The organism is Euzebyales bacterium, from assembly GCA_035461305.1.
Taxonomy (GTDB): Bacteria; Actinomycetota; Nitriliruptoria; order Euzebyales; family JAHELV01; genus JAHELV01.
Window position 1 is genome coordinate 1 of record DATHVN010000050.1, and the last position, 16307, is coordinate 16307.

The window sequence follows — 16307 nt, forward strand, 5'->3', positions numbered from 1 at the left end:
ACGACCCTACGCAGTCCAGTGTCGTCGATCCGTGGCCTGCCGCCGAGCAGGAACGTCACGACGAGGCCACAAAATCGCTCTCACCAGCGGAAACGCAGAGCCGGGAGCCGGATTCGAACCGGCGACCTTCGCTTTACAAGAGCGTTGCTCTGACCTACTGAGCTATCCCGGCGGGGAGTCGGCGCCCCCAGTGTACGGAATGATGCCCATGCGAACCGGAGACCAGACCGGGCGTGGGCGGGCGCGGGTCGGATCGCTCACGGACGGAGGAGCGCTGCGAATGATCACCATCGACGATCTGCACGCGGTCGAGCTCGACAGCTCCCGGCACGTGATCTACGACCGCCCGATCGGCGTGCGGCTCCTCCACCAGGATCCACTCTCGGGCGCGGAGCACTACGTCGTCCGCTATCCCGCCGGACTGGCGGCCCAGCGGCACCGTCACTCGGCCGCCCACACCATCGTGGTCCTCGAGGGACGCCTCGCCGTCAACGGCGTGAAGATTGGCCCCGGCAGCTACTGCCACTTCCCGGCAGGCGAACCGATGCACCATGCTCCGGCCGATGACGGGTCGTGCCTGTTCGTGATCATCTTCGACGGCCCGTTCGACGTGGAGCCGCTCGGCGACGGTTGACGTCAGTCGACGGCTGTCGCGTCCCGCAGCCAAGCCAGGACCTCGTCGGCGTCTCGATCCGGCGGGAACACGGGGTAGCGCACGTGGACGATAGCGCCGTCGCGGACGATGAGCGTCATCCGCTTGTAGGCGACGATGCCGTCGGCCTCGAACGTCGGCAGCCGCAACGCCTCTCCCATGACCTGTTCGGGGTCGCTGAGCAGCAGGAACGGCAGGTGCTGCCGGCGGCTGAACTGGACCTGCTGGTCGTGGGACTGGGTGCTCAGACCGTACACGGCCGCGCCGAGGCCAGCGAACTCGGCGTGCTCGTCCCGGAAGCTGCACGACTGCGGCGTGCAGCCGCGCGCGCCCGGGATGTCGTCCCAGCCGATGGGTGGGTCGACGCCCGGCACGCCGGTCCGCGGGTAGATGTAGACGACCGTCCACGCCGACGACACCGCGGACAGGTCGACCATGGTCCCGTCTGTCGCGAGGACCTCAACCGACGGCAGCCATCGACCGCGAAGGTGATCGGCCGCGCCGTCGTCGACCGGGCGCGGCAGGTCGGCCGGGAGCTGCAACGGATCGTGCGTCATGGCCCAACGATCGCACGACGTCGGTCGCGGCAACAGGGCCGACGCGCCGAGATGCACCCGCGCCAGACCCTTGAGAGGACTCTCATGGGCGTCTCATGGTCGCGCAATGCGCGCGACCGATCCTTGGGTCACGTTCAACCAACCGGAGGTTCGAAGATGATCGCTCGACTCGCCATCACCCTGCTGGTGGCAGCAATCGCCGTGACCGGTGTCACATGGCTGACCTCGTCAGGGACCGCGACCGCGACCGACGAGGTCGCGACACTTCGCGAGGACGAGGACGGCGTCGTCCTGGTCTCCGCAGCCGACGATGGCGACACGAACTCGAAGTCGAAGGCATCGAGGAGCAAAGACCGCTCGCGCAGCCGGGACCGCTCCTGCGACATGACCACCCGCGATCGCTCCTACTCACGCGACCGCTCGCGTGACCGCACCGGCGACCACAACACGCCTGACCGCTCGCGCAGCCGGGACCGCTCCCGCGACCGCACCGGCTGAGCCCCCGGTCCGTGGGTGCCGGGCTTGTCCCGTCGGGCCGGCACCCACCGGTCCATTCGAGGAGGACGTGCATGTCGCACAGTGACAGCTGGGACCTCGCCCCCGGCGACGAGATCGCCCCCGGCCGCCGCGTCGTCGAGCCGCTGGGGCGCGGCGAGCGCTACCAGACCTATCTGGCCTTTGACGACCACCTCCTGACACAGGTGGTCGCCAAGGTGCTGCGCGCCGACCGGCGTGATGACCGCCGCGCGCGGCGCGGGCTCACCGCCGAGGCACAGCTCGTCGCGTCGGTGCGCCACCCCGTCATCGTCCGCGACTTCGGCGTGCGTCGCGACGGGCCGTGGCCCCACCTGTTGCTCGAGCACCTGGAGGGCCCGGCGCTGTCGAGCCTGCTGCGACGCCACGGCCCGCTGCCGCTGGCGCAGCTGGTGCCACTCGCGGTGCAGCTGGGCTCCGCCCTGCACTACCTGCGCCGCGAGGGCCTGGTCCACCTCGACATCAAGCCGCGCAACATCATCATGGGCGCGCCGCCGAGGCTGATCGACCTCAGCGTGGCGCACACGACCGCGCGGGCGGCACAGCTCGACCACCCCGTCGGCACCGACGCCTACATGGCACCCGAGCAGTGCCGGCCGACACCGGCAGTGCCGGTCGGCCCGCCGGCCGACATCTGGGGCTCGGTGCCACGCTGTTCGAGGCGGTCGCCGGCCGCCGCGCCTGGCCCGACGTCGACGGCTACCCCCAGACCGTCGACGGACCGGGCATGCTGCCGCCGGACACGCCGATGCCGCTGGTCGAGGTGATCTTCGCGTGCCTCGACCGCGATCCGGCGGCGCGTCCCGAGGCGGCCGAACTGGTCGACGCGGTCGAGCCGCTGCTGGCCGCGATTCCTCGGCGTCCCGTGCTCAGCCGGTTGCGCCCCCGCCTGGTCGGTGCCGGCCGCCGCTGACGGCAACAGGACCGCTTCCGGGCGAACATGAGAGAACTCTCATGTCCGTCTCATCGCTGTGACACGACGGGACGCGACCGTAGGTGCCATGAGTGCACAGATCTACCGCCTGCTGCTCATCATGACGATCGTGCTGGGGATGGTCGCCGGGCTCTGGTTCCTGCCGCGTGGGTTCAGCTTCGGGTCGACCGTGCCACCGCAGCCGATCGAGCTGCGGTCGATGCCCACCATCGGGCCGACCGTGACCCCTGACCCGGCGCCACCGTCGTCCGTGGACGACGACGTTGCGAACGACGATGATGGCGCGGACGACAGCGACGGCAGGCTCGACGACGCCGATGACGACGGACGCACCTCCAGGCGCGCGGACCTGCGCGGGCGGCGGGTGGACGTGCCGGCCACCGGTGGAGGCGGCGTCGCGGACGATGACGCCGACCACGCCGGTGGCGACGACGATGACGGACTCGACGACGAGGACGATGACGACGACTGACGCCCATCGGGTCGAGTCGTCGCCGCGGGCCGTCCCGACGTCGGACACCGCCGCCGACCAGCCGCCGCGGGCCGGGCGGCCCCCGCGGCGGTCGCTGGGGTCCCTGCGGTCCCGTCTCGCCGGCGACGCAAGGACCCGCGTCCTCGCGTGGTTCGTGGCGGTCGTGGCGATCGCCGTCGTCGGGTCGGTGCTCGTGGGGCGGCAGGTCCTGCTCGGCCGCCTCGAGGCGCGCATCGACGCCGAGCTACGCCAGGAGGTCGAGGAGCTGCGTCGGCTGGCCGCGGGCGACGACCCCGCCACCGGCGAGCCGTTCGCCGGCGACGTCGAGCGCATCTTCGATCTGTACGTGCTGCGCAACGTCGCCTACCGCCAGGAGCGCGTGTTCTTCTACGTCGACGGTGCGCCCCACCGTCCGGAGCCGCTGCCGGTCGGCTACCGGCCGCCGCCCGACGTCGAGCGGCGCTGGGCGGCGATCGACGCGCCGGAGCGGGACCGCTTCACGTCCGGGGTCGGGGTCGTCGACTACCTCGCGGTGCCGCTCCAGGAGGTCGGGCAGCAGCGCGGCGTCTTCGTGGTGGCCATCTACGGCGACGTCGAGCGCCGCGAGATCGCCCAGGTCGTGACGACGATGAGCGTCGTCGGCGTGATCGCCATCCTGCTCGCCGCCGGCATCGCCTGGTTCGGGGCGGGGCGCATCCTGGCGCCGATCCGCCGGCTCACCGAGACCGCCCAGGCGATCAGCGACCGCGACCTGACGCAGCGGATCGAGGTCGAAGGCGACGATGACGTCGCCCGCCTGGGCCGGACGTTCAACGCGATGCTCGACAGACTGCAGGGCGCCTTCGCCAGCCAGCGCCAGTTCCTCAACGACGTCGGCCACGAGCTGCGCACGCCCATCACGATCGTGCGTGGTCACCTCGAGGTGTTCGGTGACGACCCGCAGGAGCGCCGTGAGACGGTCGCGCTGGTAGTCGACGAGCTCGAGCGGATGCGCCGCCTGGTCGACGACCTCGTGGTGCTCGCGCGGGCGGAGCAGCCGGACTTCCTGGAGCTTGCTCCCGTCGACGTGTCCGAGCTCGTCGGTGAGATCCTCCGCAAGGCCGAGCGCATCGGCCGACAGGTCGTGGGGGCTCGGGCGCACCGACGAGGGCGTGATCGTCGCCGACCGCCAGCGCCTGACCCAGGCGGTCATCCAGCTGGCGCAGAACGCTGTGGACCACACTGGCGAGGGTGAGCCGATCACGCTCGACGCGGTGCTGCGCGGTAGCGAAGCGCGGCTTTCTGTCCGCGACGCCGGCCCAGGGTTCGGCGGGACCGACCCGGAGCGGCTGTTCGACCGGTTCTTCGGTGAGCGCAGTGACGGGACCGGCCTTGGGCTGGCGATCGTGCGAGCCATCGCCGAGGCCCACGGCGGCAGCGCCAGCGCCCGCCACGCCGCGGGCGGTGGCGCGCTGGTCACCATCGCGGTCGCCCGTGACCCCCGCGACGCCGGCGGCGACTGGCACGGGGACGCGTGATGGCACGGATCCTGGTGGTCGAGGACGAGGCGCGCATCGCATCGTTCCTGGTCAAGGGCCTCGGCGCGCAGGGCCATAGCGCCAGCGTCACCTACGGGCGTCGAGGCGCTCAGCAGGGCACGTGCCAGCGAGCCCGACCTGGTCCTGCTGGACCTCGGCCTGCCCGACATCGACGGGCTCGACGTGCTCACCTCGCTGCGGCGGTTCGCGACACGGTTGCCGGTGATCGTGCTGACCGCCAGGGACGAGGTCGCCGACACCGTTGCGGCGCTCGACGCGGGTGCCGACGACTACCTGTCCAAGCCGTTCGCGTTCGACGAGCTGCTCGCGCGCATCCGGGTGTGCCTGCGGGACGACCGGACCGGCGACTCGACCGTGCTGCGCTGCGGTGACATCGAGCTCGACATGCGCAGCCGCCAGATCGTCCGCGACGACGAGACCTTCGAGCTGACCGCCAGGGAGTATGCGCTGGCCGAGGTGTTCTTTCGGCACCCGGGCCAGGTGCTGTCGCGCGAGCAGCTGCTGAGCAACGTCTGGGGCTACGACTACGACCCGGAGTCCAACGTCGTCGACGTGTACGTCGGCTACCTGCGCCGCAAGGTCGGACGTGACCGCATCGCCACCGTCCGCGGGATGGGTTACCGCCTGATCGACGTTCAGCGGGGCGACGTGTAGCCTGCCTCGTCTGCGAGTAGTCGGTCAGCGGGCCCGTTGCACGATGCCCTGCCAGACCCCCTGGAGGAACGTCACATGCCGACGCTGCGACCCGAGACCGTGGCGCAGTTCCGTCCGCTCGCCGAGCTCGTGCCCGAGTGGTGGACGACAGGATCGACGACCGCCGCCGACGGCAGCCACCTGCACTGGACGGACACGGGCCGTGACGGCCCGCCGGTCGTCCTGCTGCACGGCGTGCAGGTCGACGGCCTCAGCTGGCAGCGCACGGCACAGGCGCTCGAGGGACGGCACCGCGTGGTCATGCCCGACCTGCGTGGTCACGGACGGTCGGGACGTGTGCGCGGCACCGTGGACGCGACGACACTCGTCGATGACGTCCGCACGGTCCTCGCAGCGGCCGGGGTGCACCGCCCCGTCCTGGTCGGCCACTCCATGGGCGCCGACGTCGCGGGCCGCCTCGCGGCACAGGAGGAGGTGCGGGGGGTGGTGCTGGCCGACCCGGCTCTGCGTCCGATGCCGCCGGCGGCATTCGAGGTGGATGATCCGCCACGCTGGATGGCGGCGCTCTTCGACAGCCTGTGCGCGCTGGGCACGCAGCCGCACGCCGAGCGGATGGTGACGGGCCTGGACACGCTGCCACCCGGCGGCGAGGTCGACTGGCACGAGGCCGACTACGTCAGCTACGTCGAAGGCCAGTCGCGGTTCGACCTGGGCCTGTACCGCCACCTCGATCCCGACGCGCCACCGCTGGCCGCCTCGCCGGAGGTCATCGCGGCGATCGCCTGCCCGATCCTCCTGCTGACCGCCGGGCCGATACTGCCGGGCGCGGACATCGATGCCGACGTCGCCCCGCTCACCGCGCACTGGCGCCATGGCCGGCACGTCCACTTCGCCGACAGCGGGCACGCCATCCCGGCCGACCGGTTCGATCACTTCATCGACGTCGTGACCGGGTTCATCGACGCGCTGCCGGCGGACCCCCGACGGCGGACGCTGACCCGGCGGCTGTGGATGGTGCGCACGAGGTCGCGCCGCAACCGCTAGCGTGGTGGTCACGCGCGCCCCACGTCGGGCATCAAATTTCTCAAACGGAGTAACCCGGCATGCGTGCGTTCTCGATTGGAATGAGCATGCCAGAAGGTACCGTCAAGTGGTTCAACGCCGACAAGGGCTACGGGTTCATCAGCCCCGAGGACGGCGGCAATGACCTGTTCGTGCACTTCTCCTCGATCGTGGGCTCGGGCTACAAGAGCCTCGACGACGGCCAGCGCGTGAGCTTCACCGTCACCGAGGGCCAGAAGGGCCCGCAGGCCAGCGACGTCCAGGCCTTGTAGCGCCGCGACCACAGGACGTGCGGTCCGGCCCACGCGTCGGGCCGCCCGAAAGCACACGAGAGCCCCGCTCCGGCGGGGTTCTCCGCTGTCCGGCCGCACGACCGTCGGTCCCTGCCCACGCCGGCTCGCGAGGCCGCTACGGTGAAGCGGTCGACGAGGGGAGCAGCATGCACATCGTCCGGGCGGCACAGGTGACGGCACGCGCAGCGGATCCCGCCAAGTGGACCTCGCAGGTGTGGCGTGCCGACATCCTGACGACGTCGACCGGTGGGCTGCGCAGCAACCGGTTCACCTACGCGCCGGGCCACCGGTCCAACTGGCACGTCCACGAAGGTGAGCAGGCGCTGGTCGTGCTGTGCGGTCGCGGCCTGATCATGTGGGAGGGCCTCGACGTCGCCGAGACGCTCGGACCGGGGGACTGGGTGCACGTCAGCCCCGGCGTCGCCCACTGGCACGGTGCGGTCCCCGACGAGACGTTCGTGCACCTCGCGGTCACCGCCACTGGCGGCACGGTGTGGCATGGACCGGTCGACGACGACGCCTACCGCACCGCGCTCAGCTGACGCCGCCCTCGTCCTCGGGCGCGTTGACGACCGCCCACGCCTTCGGTCCGACGATGTCGTCGACGACGAGGTCGGCCTGACGCTGCAACTGCTTGACGGCGGCCTCCGTCCTCGCCCCGACGATGCCGTCCACGGGCCCGGGATCGAAGCCGAGCCGGGTGAGGGGCCCCCTGCAGATCCCGGACGGCCCTCCCGCGGGATCCCGGCGCGACTGGGGTTGTGTCACGGTGCGACCTCCATCGCCACGGTCGACAGGGCCGTCGCAGTGTCGTGTCGTCCTGTCGTCCGCTACCCGGCGAGCATGCCGGACACCAGTGCCACCCACGTCAGAGGGCCGACGATGCCGTCGACCGCCAGTTCCTCGTCGTGCTGGATGGCCCCGCACCGCCCGTCACTGCTGCACAGAGGCGACGCACGCACGCGTGATACCGCGTACATCAGAGTCGGCGGCGCCCCATCAGTCCGAGGTCCACGGGGTGCCACCAGGCGAGCTCGGGTTCTCCCTCCAGCCAGCACAGCAGCACCGACTGCCCGTCGCGGGTCGCCGGGAAGTCCAGCAGCAGCGGCGCGAAGCCCTTGACCTGCACGCCCTGGTCGCGGAAGGGGCTGAGGTACGTGTCCAGGCGTGCCTCGAGCGCCTTCAGCTCGGCGATGCCGCCGGCCGCGGACGCGCGTTCGTGCTCGAGCGCCCACCGCAGCTCGGCGAACTCGGCACGCAGGTCGATGAACGCCGCGATCGACTGCTCGGCATCGGCCAGCACGGCACGTGCCTCGTCGACGGTGAACAGGCGCTCCACGACCAACCAGTATGTCGGCGTGACCGGGTGCCGTCGCCCGATGCCGGTTCCGCACGCCTGGCGGGACGCACTCGACCTGCGGTGTCGTCCGGCGCTGACAGTGGCCGCGGGTGTGGTCAGCCGCGGGTGGTCCAAGGCCACAGGCCGGTGGTGGGCGGCGTCCACGCCCTCGTAGATGTCGGTTCGTTCGTCGGTCAGGTAGCCGCTCATCGGTCGGTGACTCCCCGCGTCATCGGGCCGCGCGCAGTTGCGCGCGTCATGCGCATGGCCCGCGTCGTGTCTTCGCCGCACTGGTCGGTCCGGCTTGGGCAGACCGTTGACCGGAGCGTGTCGACGGCGTCACGACGGGACGAAGCTTCTGCGATGGCCGTCCGGGTGGCCACGGTGCGCGCTGGCACGTTCGTGTCCAGCGACCTAGCCCTGTACGGTGCGCAGCGGGTGGGTCGAGCCGAGGGGAGCTCCCACATGGTGCGGATCGTGTTGGTGACCGGCGGCAACCGTGGCATCGGCCGTGAGGTCGTCCGCCAGGTCGTCGCGGCCGGCGACACCGCGCTGTTGGGCGCACGTAACGTCGTCCAGTCCCGCGAGGTCGCGACCGCGCTCGCCGACGGTGCCGGTCGCTGCGAGATCGTGCCGCTCGACGTCGCCGACCCGGCCGGCATCAACCGCGCCGCCAGGCACGTCACCAACGCCCACGGCCGCCTGGACGTGCTGATCAACAACGCCGCGATCCACTACGATACCCACCAGCGTGGCGTCGACGCCGACCTGCGGATCGTCGAGGAGGCGCTGCAGACCAACCTGCTGGGTGCATGGCGGGTGATCCAGGCGTTCCTGCCGCTGTTGCGGCGCAGCACGCATCCCAGGATCGTCAACGTCTCGAGCCAGAGCGGGTCGCTTGCGTCGATGGGCGGCGGCACGCCCGCCTACTCGGTCAGCAAGGCGGCGCTCAACGCCCTCACCCGCGTGCTGGCCGACGAACTGCGCTCCGACGGGGTGCTGGTCAACGCCGTGTGCCCGGGGTGGACCGCGACCGACATGGGCGGGCGGGGCGGCCGCCCGGTCGCCGACGGCGCGGCGTCGGTCATGTGGGCGGTCGATCTGTCCGACGACGGCCCGACGGGCGGCTTCTTCCGCGACGGCAGGCCACTGCCGTGGTGACGGCCGCCGGCGGTCACGCACGGTGGAGGGACGCGATCCCTGGTGGCTGCTAGAGTGCGAGGACGCGGCACGGACCGCCCGAGCCGTCCTCCCACGGCACGACGCCGACCACGGCACGCCAGGGGCGGTGGCGCACCCGGCCGAGGTTGGTGAGGTTCTCGACGCCGTAGCGCCCGGTCGCCAGGAACTCGCTGTGGACCGCGAAGGTCGTCGAGTTGCCGGGGTCCAGGCTGGTGGTGTCGACGCCGATGGCGGCGATGTCGCGCCGGTCGGCGAGCCACATGGCCGCCTCGATGCCGAAGCCCGGGAAGTTGTAGTCCGGAAACGCGGGCCCACCGAGGAACGCCGCTGGGTCGTCGGCCTTGCGCGCCCAGCCCGACCACATGCACACCAGCGCCCCGCGCGGGATGCGGCCGTGCCCGCGCTCGTGGCGGCGCAGGTCGTCGACGGTCACCTCTGCGTTCGGGGCGCGGCGCGCACGCCGGCGGATGTCGATCACGACCAGCGGCGCGACCAGGTCGTCGGGTTCCAGTTCGTCGACCAGCGGCATGCCCGCGGCGAAGTGCCCCGGAGCGTCGACGTGCGTCGCGGTGTGCTCGGCGAACGTCCAGTTCTGGGAGTAGAAGCCATCGGCGGCGATCGTCGTCGCGGTCTGGCGGGTCGGCTGGACGCCGGTGAAGGTCGGGAAGTCGGTTGTGAACCGGTGCGTCAGGTCGACGACATCACGTCGACCACCGTGCCCACGTCGGAGTCCGCCGTCCGATCCCGCTGCTGGCGTGACCGCCCCGACGGTCGTCACGGCAGCGCCGGCGGCAGCCACGCCCCCGGCGCGGAGGAACGCCCGGCGGTCGAGTGGTTGGGCATCGGCGGTGATCGTCTGGTGGTGCTGGTGCGGTGCGGACGCGGTCGTCTCACGCAGGCACATCGGTGGGCCCCCTGGCGTCGTTGGTCGCAGTGAACCTACAGCGGCGACACGGCGGTGCGCATACCCTCGGCGCTGGCGCGGGTGGCACGATCCTGGAGGACGAACGACGTGGCATGGCCGCTCCGGGAGTCACCCGCCCACATACGGCCGTACGCCTCCGCACCGCGCGCCGGTCCGGCGGCGCTGGGGAGCCAACCTGCGCTATGCGTTGACGTCGCTCCCCGCAGCGGGGTCGATGCCCGCGGCGGGGTAGGCGTCGTCGGCCTCGGCTGCCCCGCAGTCGACCGCACGCCGCAGCGACGCGAGGAGGGCGCGGATCGTGGCGGGTTCGTCGACGACGCCGCCGTCCCCTCCGCCTGTGGCGCCGTCGCGCGTCGCCGACCACGCCGCGAGCCGCGCGATCGTGTCGTCGAGGTGGGCCAGGTGGAACGCGTGCACCGTCGCGAACCGGCTGACCAGGTGCGACGGGTGCATGTCCCAGCCCTGGTAGAAGCCGTGGACGAGGCTGTGGCGCACCAGGGCGGCGTGGTGCGACCACACCGCGTGCACGGCCTCGCCGGTGACGTCGGACGGCGCGCGGTTCGTCGACCCGTCCGACAGCCTGATCCCGGTCCCGGCCAGCGTGACCTGCATGACGTGGCGCGCGAAGTCGCACGCCGGGTGGTCCAGGCGCTGTTGGTCGCCCGGCAGCCCGCACGCCGCGGTGTAGTCGAACACGCCGAAATGGGCACCGACCAGACGTCCACCGGCGGCGTCGACCAGCGCCGGCAGCGCCACCCGGCCGGCGTGACCGATGACCGACTCGGGCGTCTCGACCTGGATCTCGAACACCAGCCGTCGTTCGGGCAGGCCCAGCGCCCGTTCGAGCCGTCCGAGCAGGCCCGCGAACGCCTCGACGTGCGCGACGGCGACCACCTTGGGGAGCGTGACGACGAGCCCGTCGGGCAGGGTGCCCCCGGTGGCGTCGAGCACGTCCGTGACGAAGCCGTCGAGGGTGCGGATCGCCCGCCGGTGGTGGCCGTCGGCGAACGACTTGACCCGCAGCCCGATGAACGCGGGTCCGTCCCGCGCTGCCGCGACCCCCGCGGCCCGCGCGGCGTCCGCGTCCTCCTCGGCGTCGTCGCGGACACCGTAGCCGTCCTCGAAGTCGATGCGCAGGTCCTCGACCGGTTCGCTGGACAGCTTCATGGCGACACGGTCTCGCACCTGTCCGGCGATGCCGGGATCGATGCCGACCGTGCCTGCGAGGTCGGCGGGATCCGCCGCGTGGGCGTCGAGCAGGCGGACCGCCTCCCGGCCCCACGCCGTGACCGTGCCGCCGTCGACCCGGTCGGCCGGCACGTACACTGTGTGCACGGGCTGGCGGCCCGACCACGCTCCCCACCTGCGCCGCGCCGCGTGCGCATCGAGCGTGGCCTCGACGACCGCGACCAGGTCGTCGACCGCTCCCGGTCCGAGCGTGGTGCGCAGGGTCACGGCCCCCTCCAGAGCCGGATCTCTGCGCGTGATGGCATCGGTCAGCTCCCGCGGTAGGTGCTGTAGCCGAACGGGCTGAGCAGCAGTGGGACATGGTGGTGCTGACCGGCGTCGGTGATCTCGAATTCGACGCGCACCCGTGGGTAGAACGCCGGCACCCCACGCTGCGCGAACCAGTCGCCGGTCTCGAACGTCATCCGGTAGACGCCGGCGTCGATCACGGTGTCGTCGGGGATCAGATCGGGCGCCCGGCCGTCGTCGTCGGTCGTGGCCGCACCGACCCGGTCCCAGCCGCCCTCGGTGTTCGCAGTCTCGCACAGGATCCTCAGGCCCTCGGCGGGACGACCGCGCGCGGTGTCGAGCACGTGGGTCGACACGCTCACCGCGACCACCGGCCGATGCCCGTCGCGGGGTGCGCTGCGCTGCTCATTGCCGTCCTCCGTTCGGGGCGCGTCATCGCGTCGAGCCGGCGGCGCGTGATCCGGCGCTGCTGCTCGGCGGCCACCTCCAGCTCGGTGGCGGGGTCGTTGCCCAGCCGCTCCTGCAGCTCGGCGAGCATCTCATCGGCGGGCCGGCCCGAGGCGTCGATCAGGAACACGTGGCCGAACCGCTGCTCGTAGGTGTGGTTGCCCTCGGCGAGCGCGTGGAGCACCTCGGGGTCCGCCCCGGCGGTCCCGGACTGCTCGTCGCGCGTGTGCGCTGGACCGGAGCGGTCGCCGATGCGCGGATGGGCCGCGAACGCCTCGCGCCAGTCGTCGGGATCGAGCTTCCACCACGCCTCATCGGCGGTCGCGCACAGGTCGTCGAACCCGCCCAACGGCCGCCGCGCCAGCATCTGCTCGACCCACCGCGACGAGGCGCAGCAGTGGGTCAGCGCGTCGCGCGCACCGCCGAGGGTCGCTGCGTCGAGCCATCGGACCCCGGCGCGGCGCCAGCCGTCGTCGGTGACGCGGCCGAGCACGCGCAGCCGTGCGACGCCCCCGTCGGGGTGGATGCGCAGTCGCACGTGCGACGCGGCCCGGGGCTCGGCGATGTCGAACACGTGGCGCGCGTGGGGTCCCAGCGGCGACGTCGGCACCACCTCGTGCCAGATGTCGGCGGCGATCGCGAGCTGTTCGCCACTCGCGGCGGGACGGTGGCACGCGTCGAGTGCGCACGACTGCGGGTGGTTGCCCAGGAAGTGCGTCGTGTCGACCTCCACCCGGTCGACCAGGCCGACGGTGGCCAACCGCACGACGACCCAGTCGTGGCCGTCGTCACGCCGGCGGCGGGTCTCCCAGCCGTCGCTCATGTCGCGGGCATCGCCGACCTGCAGGATCCGGTGGGCCGGGGAGAAAAACTCCTCGCTGACCGCCTCGACGGCGCCGCCGTTGACGACCGCTGCCAGGTCGAGCGCACCATGGCGGTCGGCGGCGAGCCGCAGGTCGGTTACGGCGTCGCCGAGCACCCGCAGACGGGCGACACCGCCGTCGGGAGCGATGCGCAGGCGGACATGGGTGACCCGCGGACCGGCCCTGACGTCGAGGTGGTTGATGTGGTCGGCCCGGAGGTCGGTCCAGTCGACCAGCGGCACCCACGAGATCCCCCGCGCGTCGTCGAGCACCGGCGTGGCGGCCGTGTGGCCGTCCAGCGCCCACCGTGCCGGCGCGTTGCCGCGGAAGTGGGTGGTGTCGACGATCACCCTGCGCACGACGCCGGGCGCGCCGAGGCGGACGACCGCCCAGTCATCACCGGTGGGGGAGTGCCGGCGGGTCTCCCAGCCGTCCATCTGCTTGCCGCGCGTCCCGTAGCGCGTGGGATCGAACGCGGGCGGCCCGGTATCGAGCAGGTGCTCCTTCGGCGCGAACCACTCGTCGCTGGCGTCCAGCACCAGGCCGCCGAGCCGGCGATCGGCCAGATCGATCCACGTCCTCACCGTGCCTCCCTGCGCAGCAGTCGTCCCCGCGGCGGTCCGGTCACCGCACCACGGTCGTAAACCATGTGTCCCCGCACCCACGTGGTCACCACACGACCCTGCAGCTGCGCGCCGTCGTAGGGGGTCACCGGGTGGCGGTGCTCCAGGGCCGCGCCGTCGACGACCCACGTGTGCTCGGGATCCCAGGCCACGACGTCGGCGTCGAACCCGGGTGCGAGCGCGCCCTTGTGCTGCAGGCCCACCAGCCGCGCCGGTGCCGCGCTCATCCAGTGGACCACATCGTCGGGGATGTGCCCGCGGGACCGCGCGTGCGTCCACACCACGGCCAGGCCCAGCTGCAGCGACGCGATGCCGCCCCACGCCCGCGCGATGTCGCCGGTGTCGAGCAGCTTGCGCTCCGGGGTCGTGGGTGAGTGGTCGCTGGCGACCAGTGTCAGGGTCCCGTCGGCGAGCGCGGTCCACAGCCGGTCGCGGTTGGCCGCCTCGCGGATCGGTGGCGCGCACTTGAACGCGGTCGCGCCGTCGGGCACGTCCTCGGCGGTCAGCGCCAGGTAGTGGGGGCAGGTCTCGGCGGTCAGGCGCGCCCCGGCCCGCGCTGCGTGGTGCAGTGGTGCGAGCGCGTCGGCCGACGACAGGTGCAGGACGTGGGCGCGCGCGCCGGTCCCGGCCGCCAGCCGTCCGACGGTCGTGACCGCCCGGACCTCGGCGTCGTCTGGTCGGGACGCCAGCCAGGTCGCATGTGCGCGGCGATCGCCCTGGTCGAGCACGTACGCCGCGTGGGCGAGCACCTCGTCGTCCTCGGCGTGGACCAGGGTCAGCGCATCCAGGTCGGCCAGGCGTTGCATCGCCTGTTCGAGCTGTCGCGGAGTGACGCGCTCGAACTCGTCGACGCCCGAGTCGGCCAGGAACGCCTTGAACCCGAAGACCCCGGCGTCGTGCAGGGCAGCCAGGTCGGCGGCGTTGCCCGGTACGATCCCGCCCCAGAACCCCACGTCCACGTGGCACGTGCCCTCGGCCGCCGCGCGCTTGGCCTCCAGCGCCCCCACGGTCACGGTCGACGGCACGCTGTTGAGCGGCATGTCCAGCACCGTCGTCACGCCGCCCGCGGCCGCGGCCCGCGTGGCGGTCGCGAACCCCTCCCACTCGGTCCGGCCCGGTTCGTTGACGTGCACGTGGACGTCCACCAGTCCCGGCCCCACGACCAGGTCACCCGCGTCAACCACGTCGCCCGTGGGCGCGGCGTCGCGGTCTGTGACCGCGACGATCGTGCCGTTTCTGACGTGTACCGCCGCTGGCCGCGTCCCGTCGGGTCTGACGACCCGCTCACCGCGGATCGTCAGCAGGGTGGCTGTCATCGCAGGCACCCTGCCGGGAGACGGTGGCGAACGCAACCGCCACGCCGGCTATGCGGTGGACACGGGTGACCGGTCGTCGCTCGTCCAGGGCCTGCTCCGCCCTGCGCCGCGCCACAGGACCCGTGCCGCCACGTCGGGACGCAGCAGCGCCGAGGGAGGTGCCACCATCCCTGACACGCGCATGAACGCCCGTCCGACCGCGGCGTCGACCGCCGCGGCGGCGTGCACCCGGGTGACATAGGCGCCGACGATCCGCGTGCCGGCCGTGCGGGCACCGTCGACCCCCGGGAAGGCGAGGTCGGCTCCGCGCGACATGCTCCAAGCGACGTCGGTCGCGCGCACGAGATCGCGCTGGAGGTCCGGATGCCGCGGCCGTCCGTGGCGACGCAGGTGCCGCCGCAGCGTGAGCGCCTGTTGCGCCGCGACCGTCATGCCCTGGCCGTAGATCGGGTTGAGGCTGCACACGCTGTCACCGACGGCCACGACGCGTGCCGGCATGTCCGCGAGACGGTCGTAGCGGCGGCGGGTGGCGGCAGGGAAGCGGTAGGCGACGGCGTCGTCCAGCGGCTCGGCGTCAGACATCGCGTCCGCGATGTCGGAGAAGTGCAGCGAGCGGGCGAAGTCGGTGAAGCCCTCGGGGTCGGTGGGTGGCTGGTCGCCGAGCATGCCCGCCAGCGTCACCATGGCCTGTCCGTCCTCGACCAGCGCGAGGGCACCGCCGCGCGCCTGCTGCGGCGTGAGCCCGTGCAGAACGCCGAGGTCGCCACCGAGCGCGTCGCGACCGAGGCGGTAGCGTCGCGTCGCGTAGCCCACGCCGATCGGTAGCTGCTCGTCGCAGGGTCGTGTCCGCCCCAGCTGCTCCAACCATGCTCCGAGTCGCGAGCCGCGGCCAGAGGCGTCGACCACCAGGTCGGCGGCGAGTTCCTCCTCGGCGCTGCCGTCCGCGCGGCGGAGCAGCCGGACGCCGCGGACGCGATCGCCCCCGCGTGACATCGCAACTCCGACGACGTCGCAACGGTCGAGCATCGTGACGTCGGGCCGGGCTGCGACGCGGGCACGAACCGCCGACTCGAGCAGGCCGCGGCTGACGTGGATCAGCGTCAGGTCGCTGGGCGCCTGGCGCAGCCGGTGTCCTGAGAAGTACAGCCTGGTGTCGTCGAGCACGTCGCCCACCGGGGCTCCCGCGGCCCGCAGCGCGTCGGTGATCCCGGGGAACAGCTCCTCGACCGCCTGCTGCCCCCCGGCGAGCAGTGCGTGGACGTGACGTGCCTGCGGCGTTCCCCGTCGCGGCTGCGGACCGGTCGACAGGTCGTCGCGGTCGACAACCGTGACCCGGCAGTAGGCGTCGGCGAGCACGCGTGCGGTCAGCAGTCCCGCCATGCCGCCGCCGAGCACCAGTGCGTGGTTCATGTCGTGCGGGATCATCGTGTGCCTCCTTCA

Annotated in this window: 21 protein-coding genes and 1 tRNA gene; 12 read left to right on the plus strand and 10 right to left on the minus strand. The window is 72.4% G+C overall.

Translation table 11 applies throughout. The features are described from left to right. Positions 1 to 98: 98 nt before the first annotated feature. Positions 99 to 172 (minus strand) — tRNA-Thr (locus tag VK923_04545). 108 nt (positions 173 to 280) lie between these two features. Between VK923_04545 and VK923_04550 the strand changes: the two genes are divergently transcribed. Further along, entirely contained in the window at positions 281 to 634 is a 354-nt protein-coding gene (locus tag VK923_04550; protein HSJ43937.1) for a cupin domain-containing protein, read from the plus strand. 2 nt (positions 635 to 636) lie between these two features. Here the strand turns inward: VK923_04550 and VK923_04555 are convergent, their stop codons facing one another. Then, entirely contained in the window at positions 637 to 1209 is a 573-nt protein-coding gene (locus VK923_04555; protein ID HSJ43938.1) for a peroxiredoxin, read from the minus strand. Positions 1210 to 1365: 156 nt separating this feature from the next. Between VK923_04555 and VK923_04560 the strand changes: the two genes are divergently transcribed. From VK923_04560 to VK923_04605, 10 genes are all read left to right on the plus strand, one after another. After that, a complete protein-coding gene (locus VK923_04560; GenBank protein HSJ43939.1) occupies positions 1366 to 1707 on the plus strand; it encodes a hypothetical protein in 342 nt (113 codons plus the stop codon). Positions 1708 to 1778: 71 nt separating this feature from the next. Next, positions 1779 to 2510 carry a protein kinase gene (locus VK923_04565; GenBank protein HSJ43940.1) on the plus strand — a complete coding sequence of 244 codons (732 nt, stop codon included), beginning with the start codon at positions 1779 to 1781 and terminating at the stop codon, positions 2508 to 2510. Beyond that, positions 2492 to 2656, plus strand: coding sequence for a hypothetical protein (locus VK923_04570; GenBank protein ID HSJ43941.1), 165 nt, complete (start codon positions 2492 to 2494; stop codon positions 2654 to 2656). Before VK923_04565 ends, VK923_04570 begins: the two co-directional genes overlap by 19 nt. Positions 2657 to 2744: 88 nt before the next feature. Then, positions 2745 to 3149 carry a hypothetical protein gene (locus VK923_04575; GenBank protein HSJ43942.1) on the plus strand — a complete coding sequence of 135 codons (405 nt, stop codon included), beginning with the start codon at positions 2745 to 2747 and terminating at the stop codon, positions 3147 to 3149. Then, entirely contained in the window at positions 3136 to 4383 is a 1248-nt protein-coding gene (locus VK923_04580) for a HAMP domain-containing protein (protein HSJ43943.1), read from the plus strand. The genes VK923_04575 and VK923_04580 overlap by 14 nt, the downstream gene beginning before the upstream one ends. Continuing rightward, the gene (locus VK923_04585; GenBank protein HSJ43944.1) at positions 4361 to 4666 is read left to right on the plus strand and encodes a sensor histidine kinase; all 306 of its coding nucleotides are present in this window, start codon (positions 4361 to 4363) and stop codon (positions 4664 to 4666) included. The genes VK923_04580 and VK923_04585 overlap by 23 nt, the downstream gene beginning before the upstream one ends. 75 nt (positions 4667 to 4741) lie before the next feature. Next, complete coding sequence (locus VK923_04590; GenBank protein ID HSJ43945.1) at positions 4742 to 5341, plus strand: response regulator transcription factor; 600 nt, start codon at positions 4742 to 4744, stop codon at positions 5339 to 5341. 75 nt (positions 5342 to 5416) lie between these two features. Further along, complete coding sequence (locus tag VK923_04595; protein HSJ43946.1) at positions 5417 to 6385, plus strand: alpha/beta hydrolase; 969 nt, start codon at positions 5417 to 5419, stop codon at positions 6383 to 6385. 80 nt (positions 6386 to 6465) lie between these two features. Then, positions 6466 to 6675, plus strand: coding sequence for a cold-shock protein (locus VK923_04600; protein HSJ43947.1), 210 nt, complete (start codon positions 6466 to 6468; stop codon positions 6673 to 6675). 167 nt (positions 6676 to 6842) lie between these two features. Beyond that, positions 6843 to 7238 carry a cupin domain-containing protein gene (locus VK923_04605; protein ID HSJ43948.1) on the plus strand — a complete coding sequence of 132 codons (396 nt, stop codon included), beginning with the start codon at positions 6843 to 6845 and terminating at the stop codon, positions 7236 to 7238. Here VK923_04605 and VK923_04610 read toward each other — a convergent pair. Beyond that, a complete protein-coding gene (locus tag VK923_04610) occupies positions 7231 to 7464 on the minus strand; it encodes a peptidoglycan-binding domain-containing protein (GenBank protein HSJ43949.1) in 234 nt (77 codons plus the stop codon). The genes VK923_04605 and VK923_04610 overlap by 8 nt on opposite strands. 211 nt (positions 7465 to 7675) lie before the next feature. Next, positions 7676 to 8245 carry a DUF2203 domain-containing protein gene (locus VK923_04615; protein ID HSJ43950.1) on the minus strand — a complete coding sequence of 190 codons (570 nt, stop codon included), beginning with the start codon at positions 8243 to 8245 and terminating at the stop codon, positions 7676 to 7678. A 153-nt stretch (positions 8246 to 8398) separates the two neighbouring features. Between VK923_04615 and VK923_04620 the strand changes: the two genes are divergently transcribed. Beyond that, a complete protein-coding gene (locus VK923_04620; protein ID HSJ43951.1) occupies positions 8399 to 9196 on the plus strand; it encodes an SDR family NAD(P)-dependent oxidoreductase in 798 nt (265 codons plus the stop codon). 49 nt (positions 9197 to 9245) lie between these two features. Here the strand turns inward: VK923_04620 and VK923_04625 are convergent, their stop codons facing one another. The 6 genes from VK923_04625 to VK923_04650 all read right to left on the minus strand — a co-directional run bounded on the left by VK923_04625 (position 9246) and on the right by VK923_04650 (position 16292). Continuing rightward, the gene (locus VK923_04625) at positions 9246 to 10121 is read right to left on the minus strand and encodes a cyclase family protein (GenBank protein ID HSJ43952.1); all 876 of its coding nucleotides are present in this window, start codon (positions 10119 to 10121) and stop codon (positions 9246 to 9248) included. 201 nt (positions 10122 to 10322) lie between these two features. After that, the gene (locus VK923_04630) at positions 10323 to 11597 is read right to left on the minus strand and encodes a hypothetical protein (GenBank protein ID HSJ43953.1); all 1275 of its coding nucleotides are present in this window, start codon (positions 11595 to 11597) and stop codon (positions 10323 to 10325) included. Between the two features lie 41 nt (positions 11598 to 11638). Beyond that, positions 11639 to 11980, minus strand: coding sequence for a hydroxyisourate hydrolase (gene uraH, locus VK923_04635; protein HSJ43954.1), 342 nt, complete (start codon positions 11978 to 11980; stop codon positions 11639 to 11641). Next, positions 11977 to 13512 (minus strand): allantoicase, encoded by a 1536-nt coding sequence (gene alc, locus VK923_04640; GenBank protein HSJ43955.1) that lies wholly within the window; start codon positions 13510 to 13512, stop codon positions 11977 to 11979. Before alc ends, uraH begins: the two co-directional genes overlap by 4 nt. Further along, positions 13509 to 14867 carry an allantoinase AllB gene (gene allB / locus VK923_04645; protein HSJ43956.1) on the minus strand — a complete coding sequence of 453 codons (1359 nt, stop codon included), beginning with the start codon at positions 14865 to 14867 and terminating at the stop codon, positions 13509 to 13511. Before allB ends, alc begins: the two co-directional genes overlap by 4 nt. A gap of 48 nt (positions 14868 to 14915) precedes the next feature. Further along, on the minus strand, positions 14916 to 16292 hold the full coding sequence (locus tag VK923_04650; GenBank protein ID HSJ43957.1) for an FAD-dependent monooxygenase: 1377 nt from the start codon (positions 16290 to 16292) through the stop codon (positions 14916 to 14918). Positions 16293 to 16307: the final 15 nt, after the last annotated feature.

Coding starts and splice junctions, on each gene's coding strand:
- VK923_04550 (HSJ43937.1), top strand. CDS start 281: ATGATCACCATCGACGATCTGCACGCGGTCGAGCTCGACAGCTCCCGG.
- VK923_04615 (HSJ43950.1), bottom strand. CDS start 8,245: ATGAGCGGCTACCTGACCGACGAACGAACCGACATCTACGAGGGCGTG.
- VK923_04625 (HSJ43952.1), bottom strand. CDS start 10,121: ATGTGCCTGCGTGAGACGACCGCGTCCGCACCGCACCAGCACCACCAG.
- VK923_04570 (HSJ43941.1), top strand. CDS start 2,492: ATGCCGCTGGTCGAGGTGATCTTCGCGTGCCTCGACCGCGATCCGGCG.
- VK923_04555 (HSJ43938.1), bottom strand. CDS start 1,209: ATGACGCACGATCCGTTGCAGCTCCCGGCCGACCTGCCGCGCCCGGTC.
- VK923_04600 (HSJ43947.1), top strand. CDS start 6,466: ATGAGCATGCCAGAAGGTACCGTCAAGTGGTTCAACGCCGACAAGGGC.
- VK923_04650 (HSJ43957.1), bottom strand. CDS start 16,292: ATGATCCCGCACGACATGAACCACGCACTGGTGCTCGGCGGCGGCATG.
- VK923_04560 (HSJ43939.1), top strand. CDS start 1,366: ATGATCGCTCGACTCGCCATCACCCTGCTGGTGGCAGCAATCGCCGTG.
- VK923_04565 (HSJ43940.1), top strand. CDS start 1,779: ATGTCGCACAGTGACAGCTGGGACCTCGCCCCCGGCGACGAGATCGCC.
- allB (HSJ43956.1), bottom strand. CDS start 14,867: ATGACAGCCACCCTGCTGACGATCCGCGGTGAGCGGGTCGTCAGACCC.
- VK923_04580 (HSJ43943.1), top strand. CDS start 3,136: ATGACGACGACTGACGCCCATCGGGTCGAGTCGTCGCCGCGGGCCGTC.
- VK923_04595 (HSJ43946.1), top strand. CDS start 5,417: ATGCCGACGCTGCGACCCGAGACCGTGGCGCAGTTCCGTCCGCTCGCC.
- VK923_04575 (HSJ43942.1), top strand. CDS start 2,745: ATGAGTGCACAGATCTACCGCCTGCTGCTCATCATGACGATCGTGCTG.
- VK923_04620 (HSJ43951.1), top strand. CDS start 8,399: ATGGCCGTCCGGGTGGCCACGGTGCGCGCTGGCACGTTCGTGTCCAGC.
- VK923_04605 (HSJ43948.1), top strand. CDS start 6,843: ATGCACATCGTCCGGGCGGCACAGGTGACGGCACGCGCAGCGGATCCC.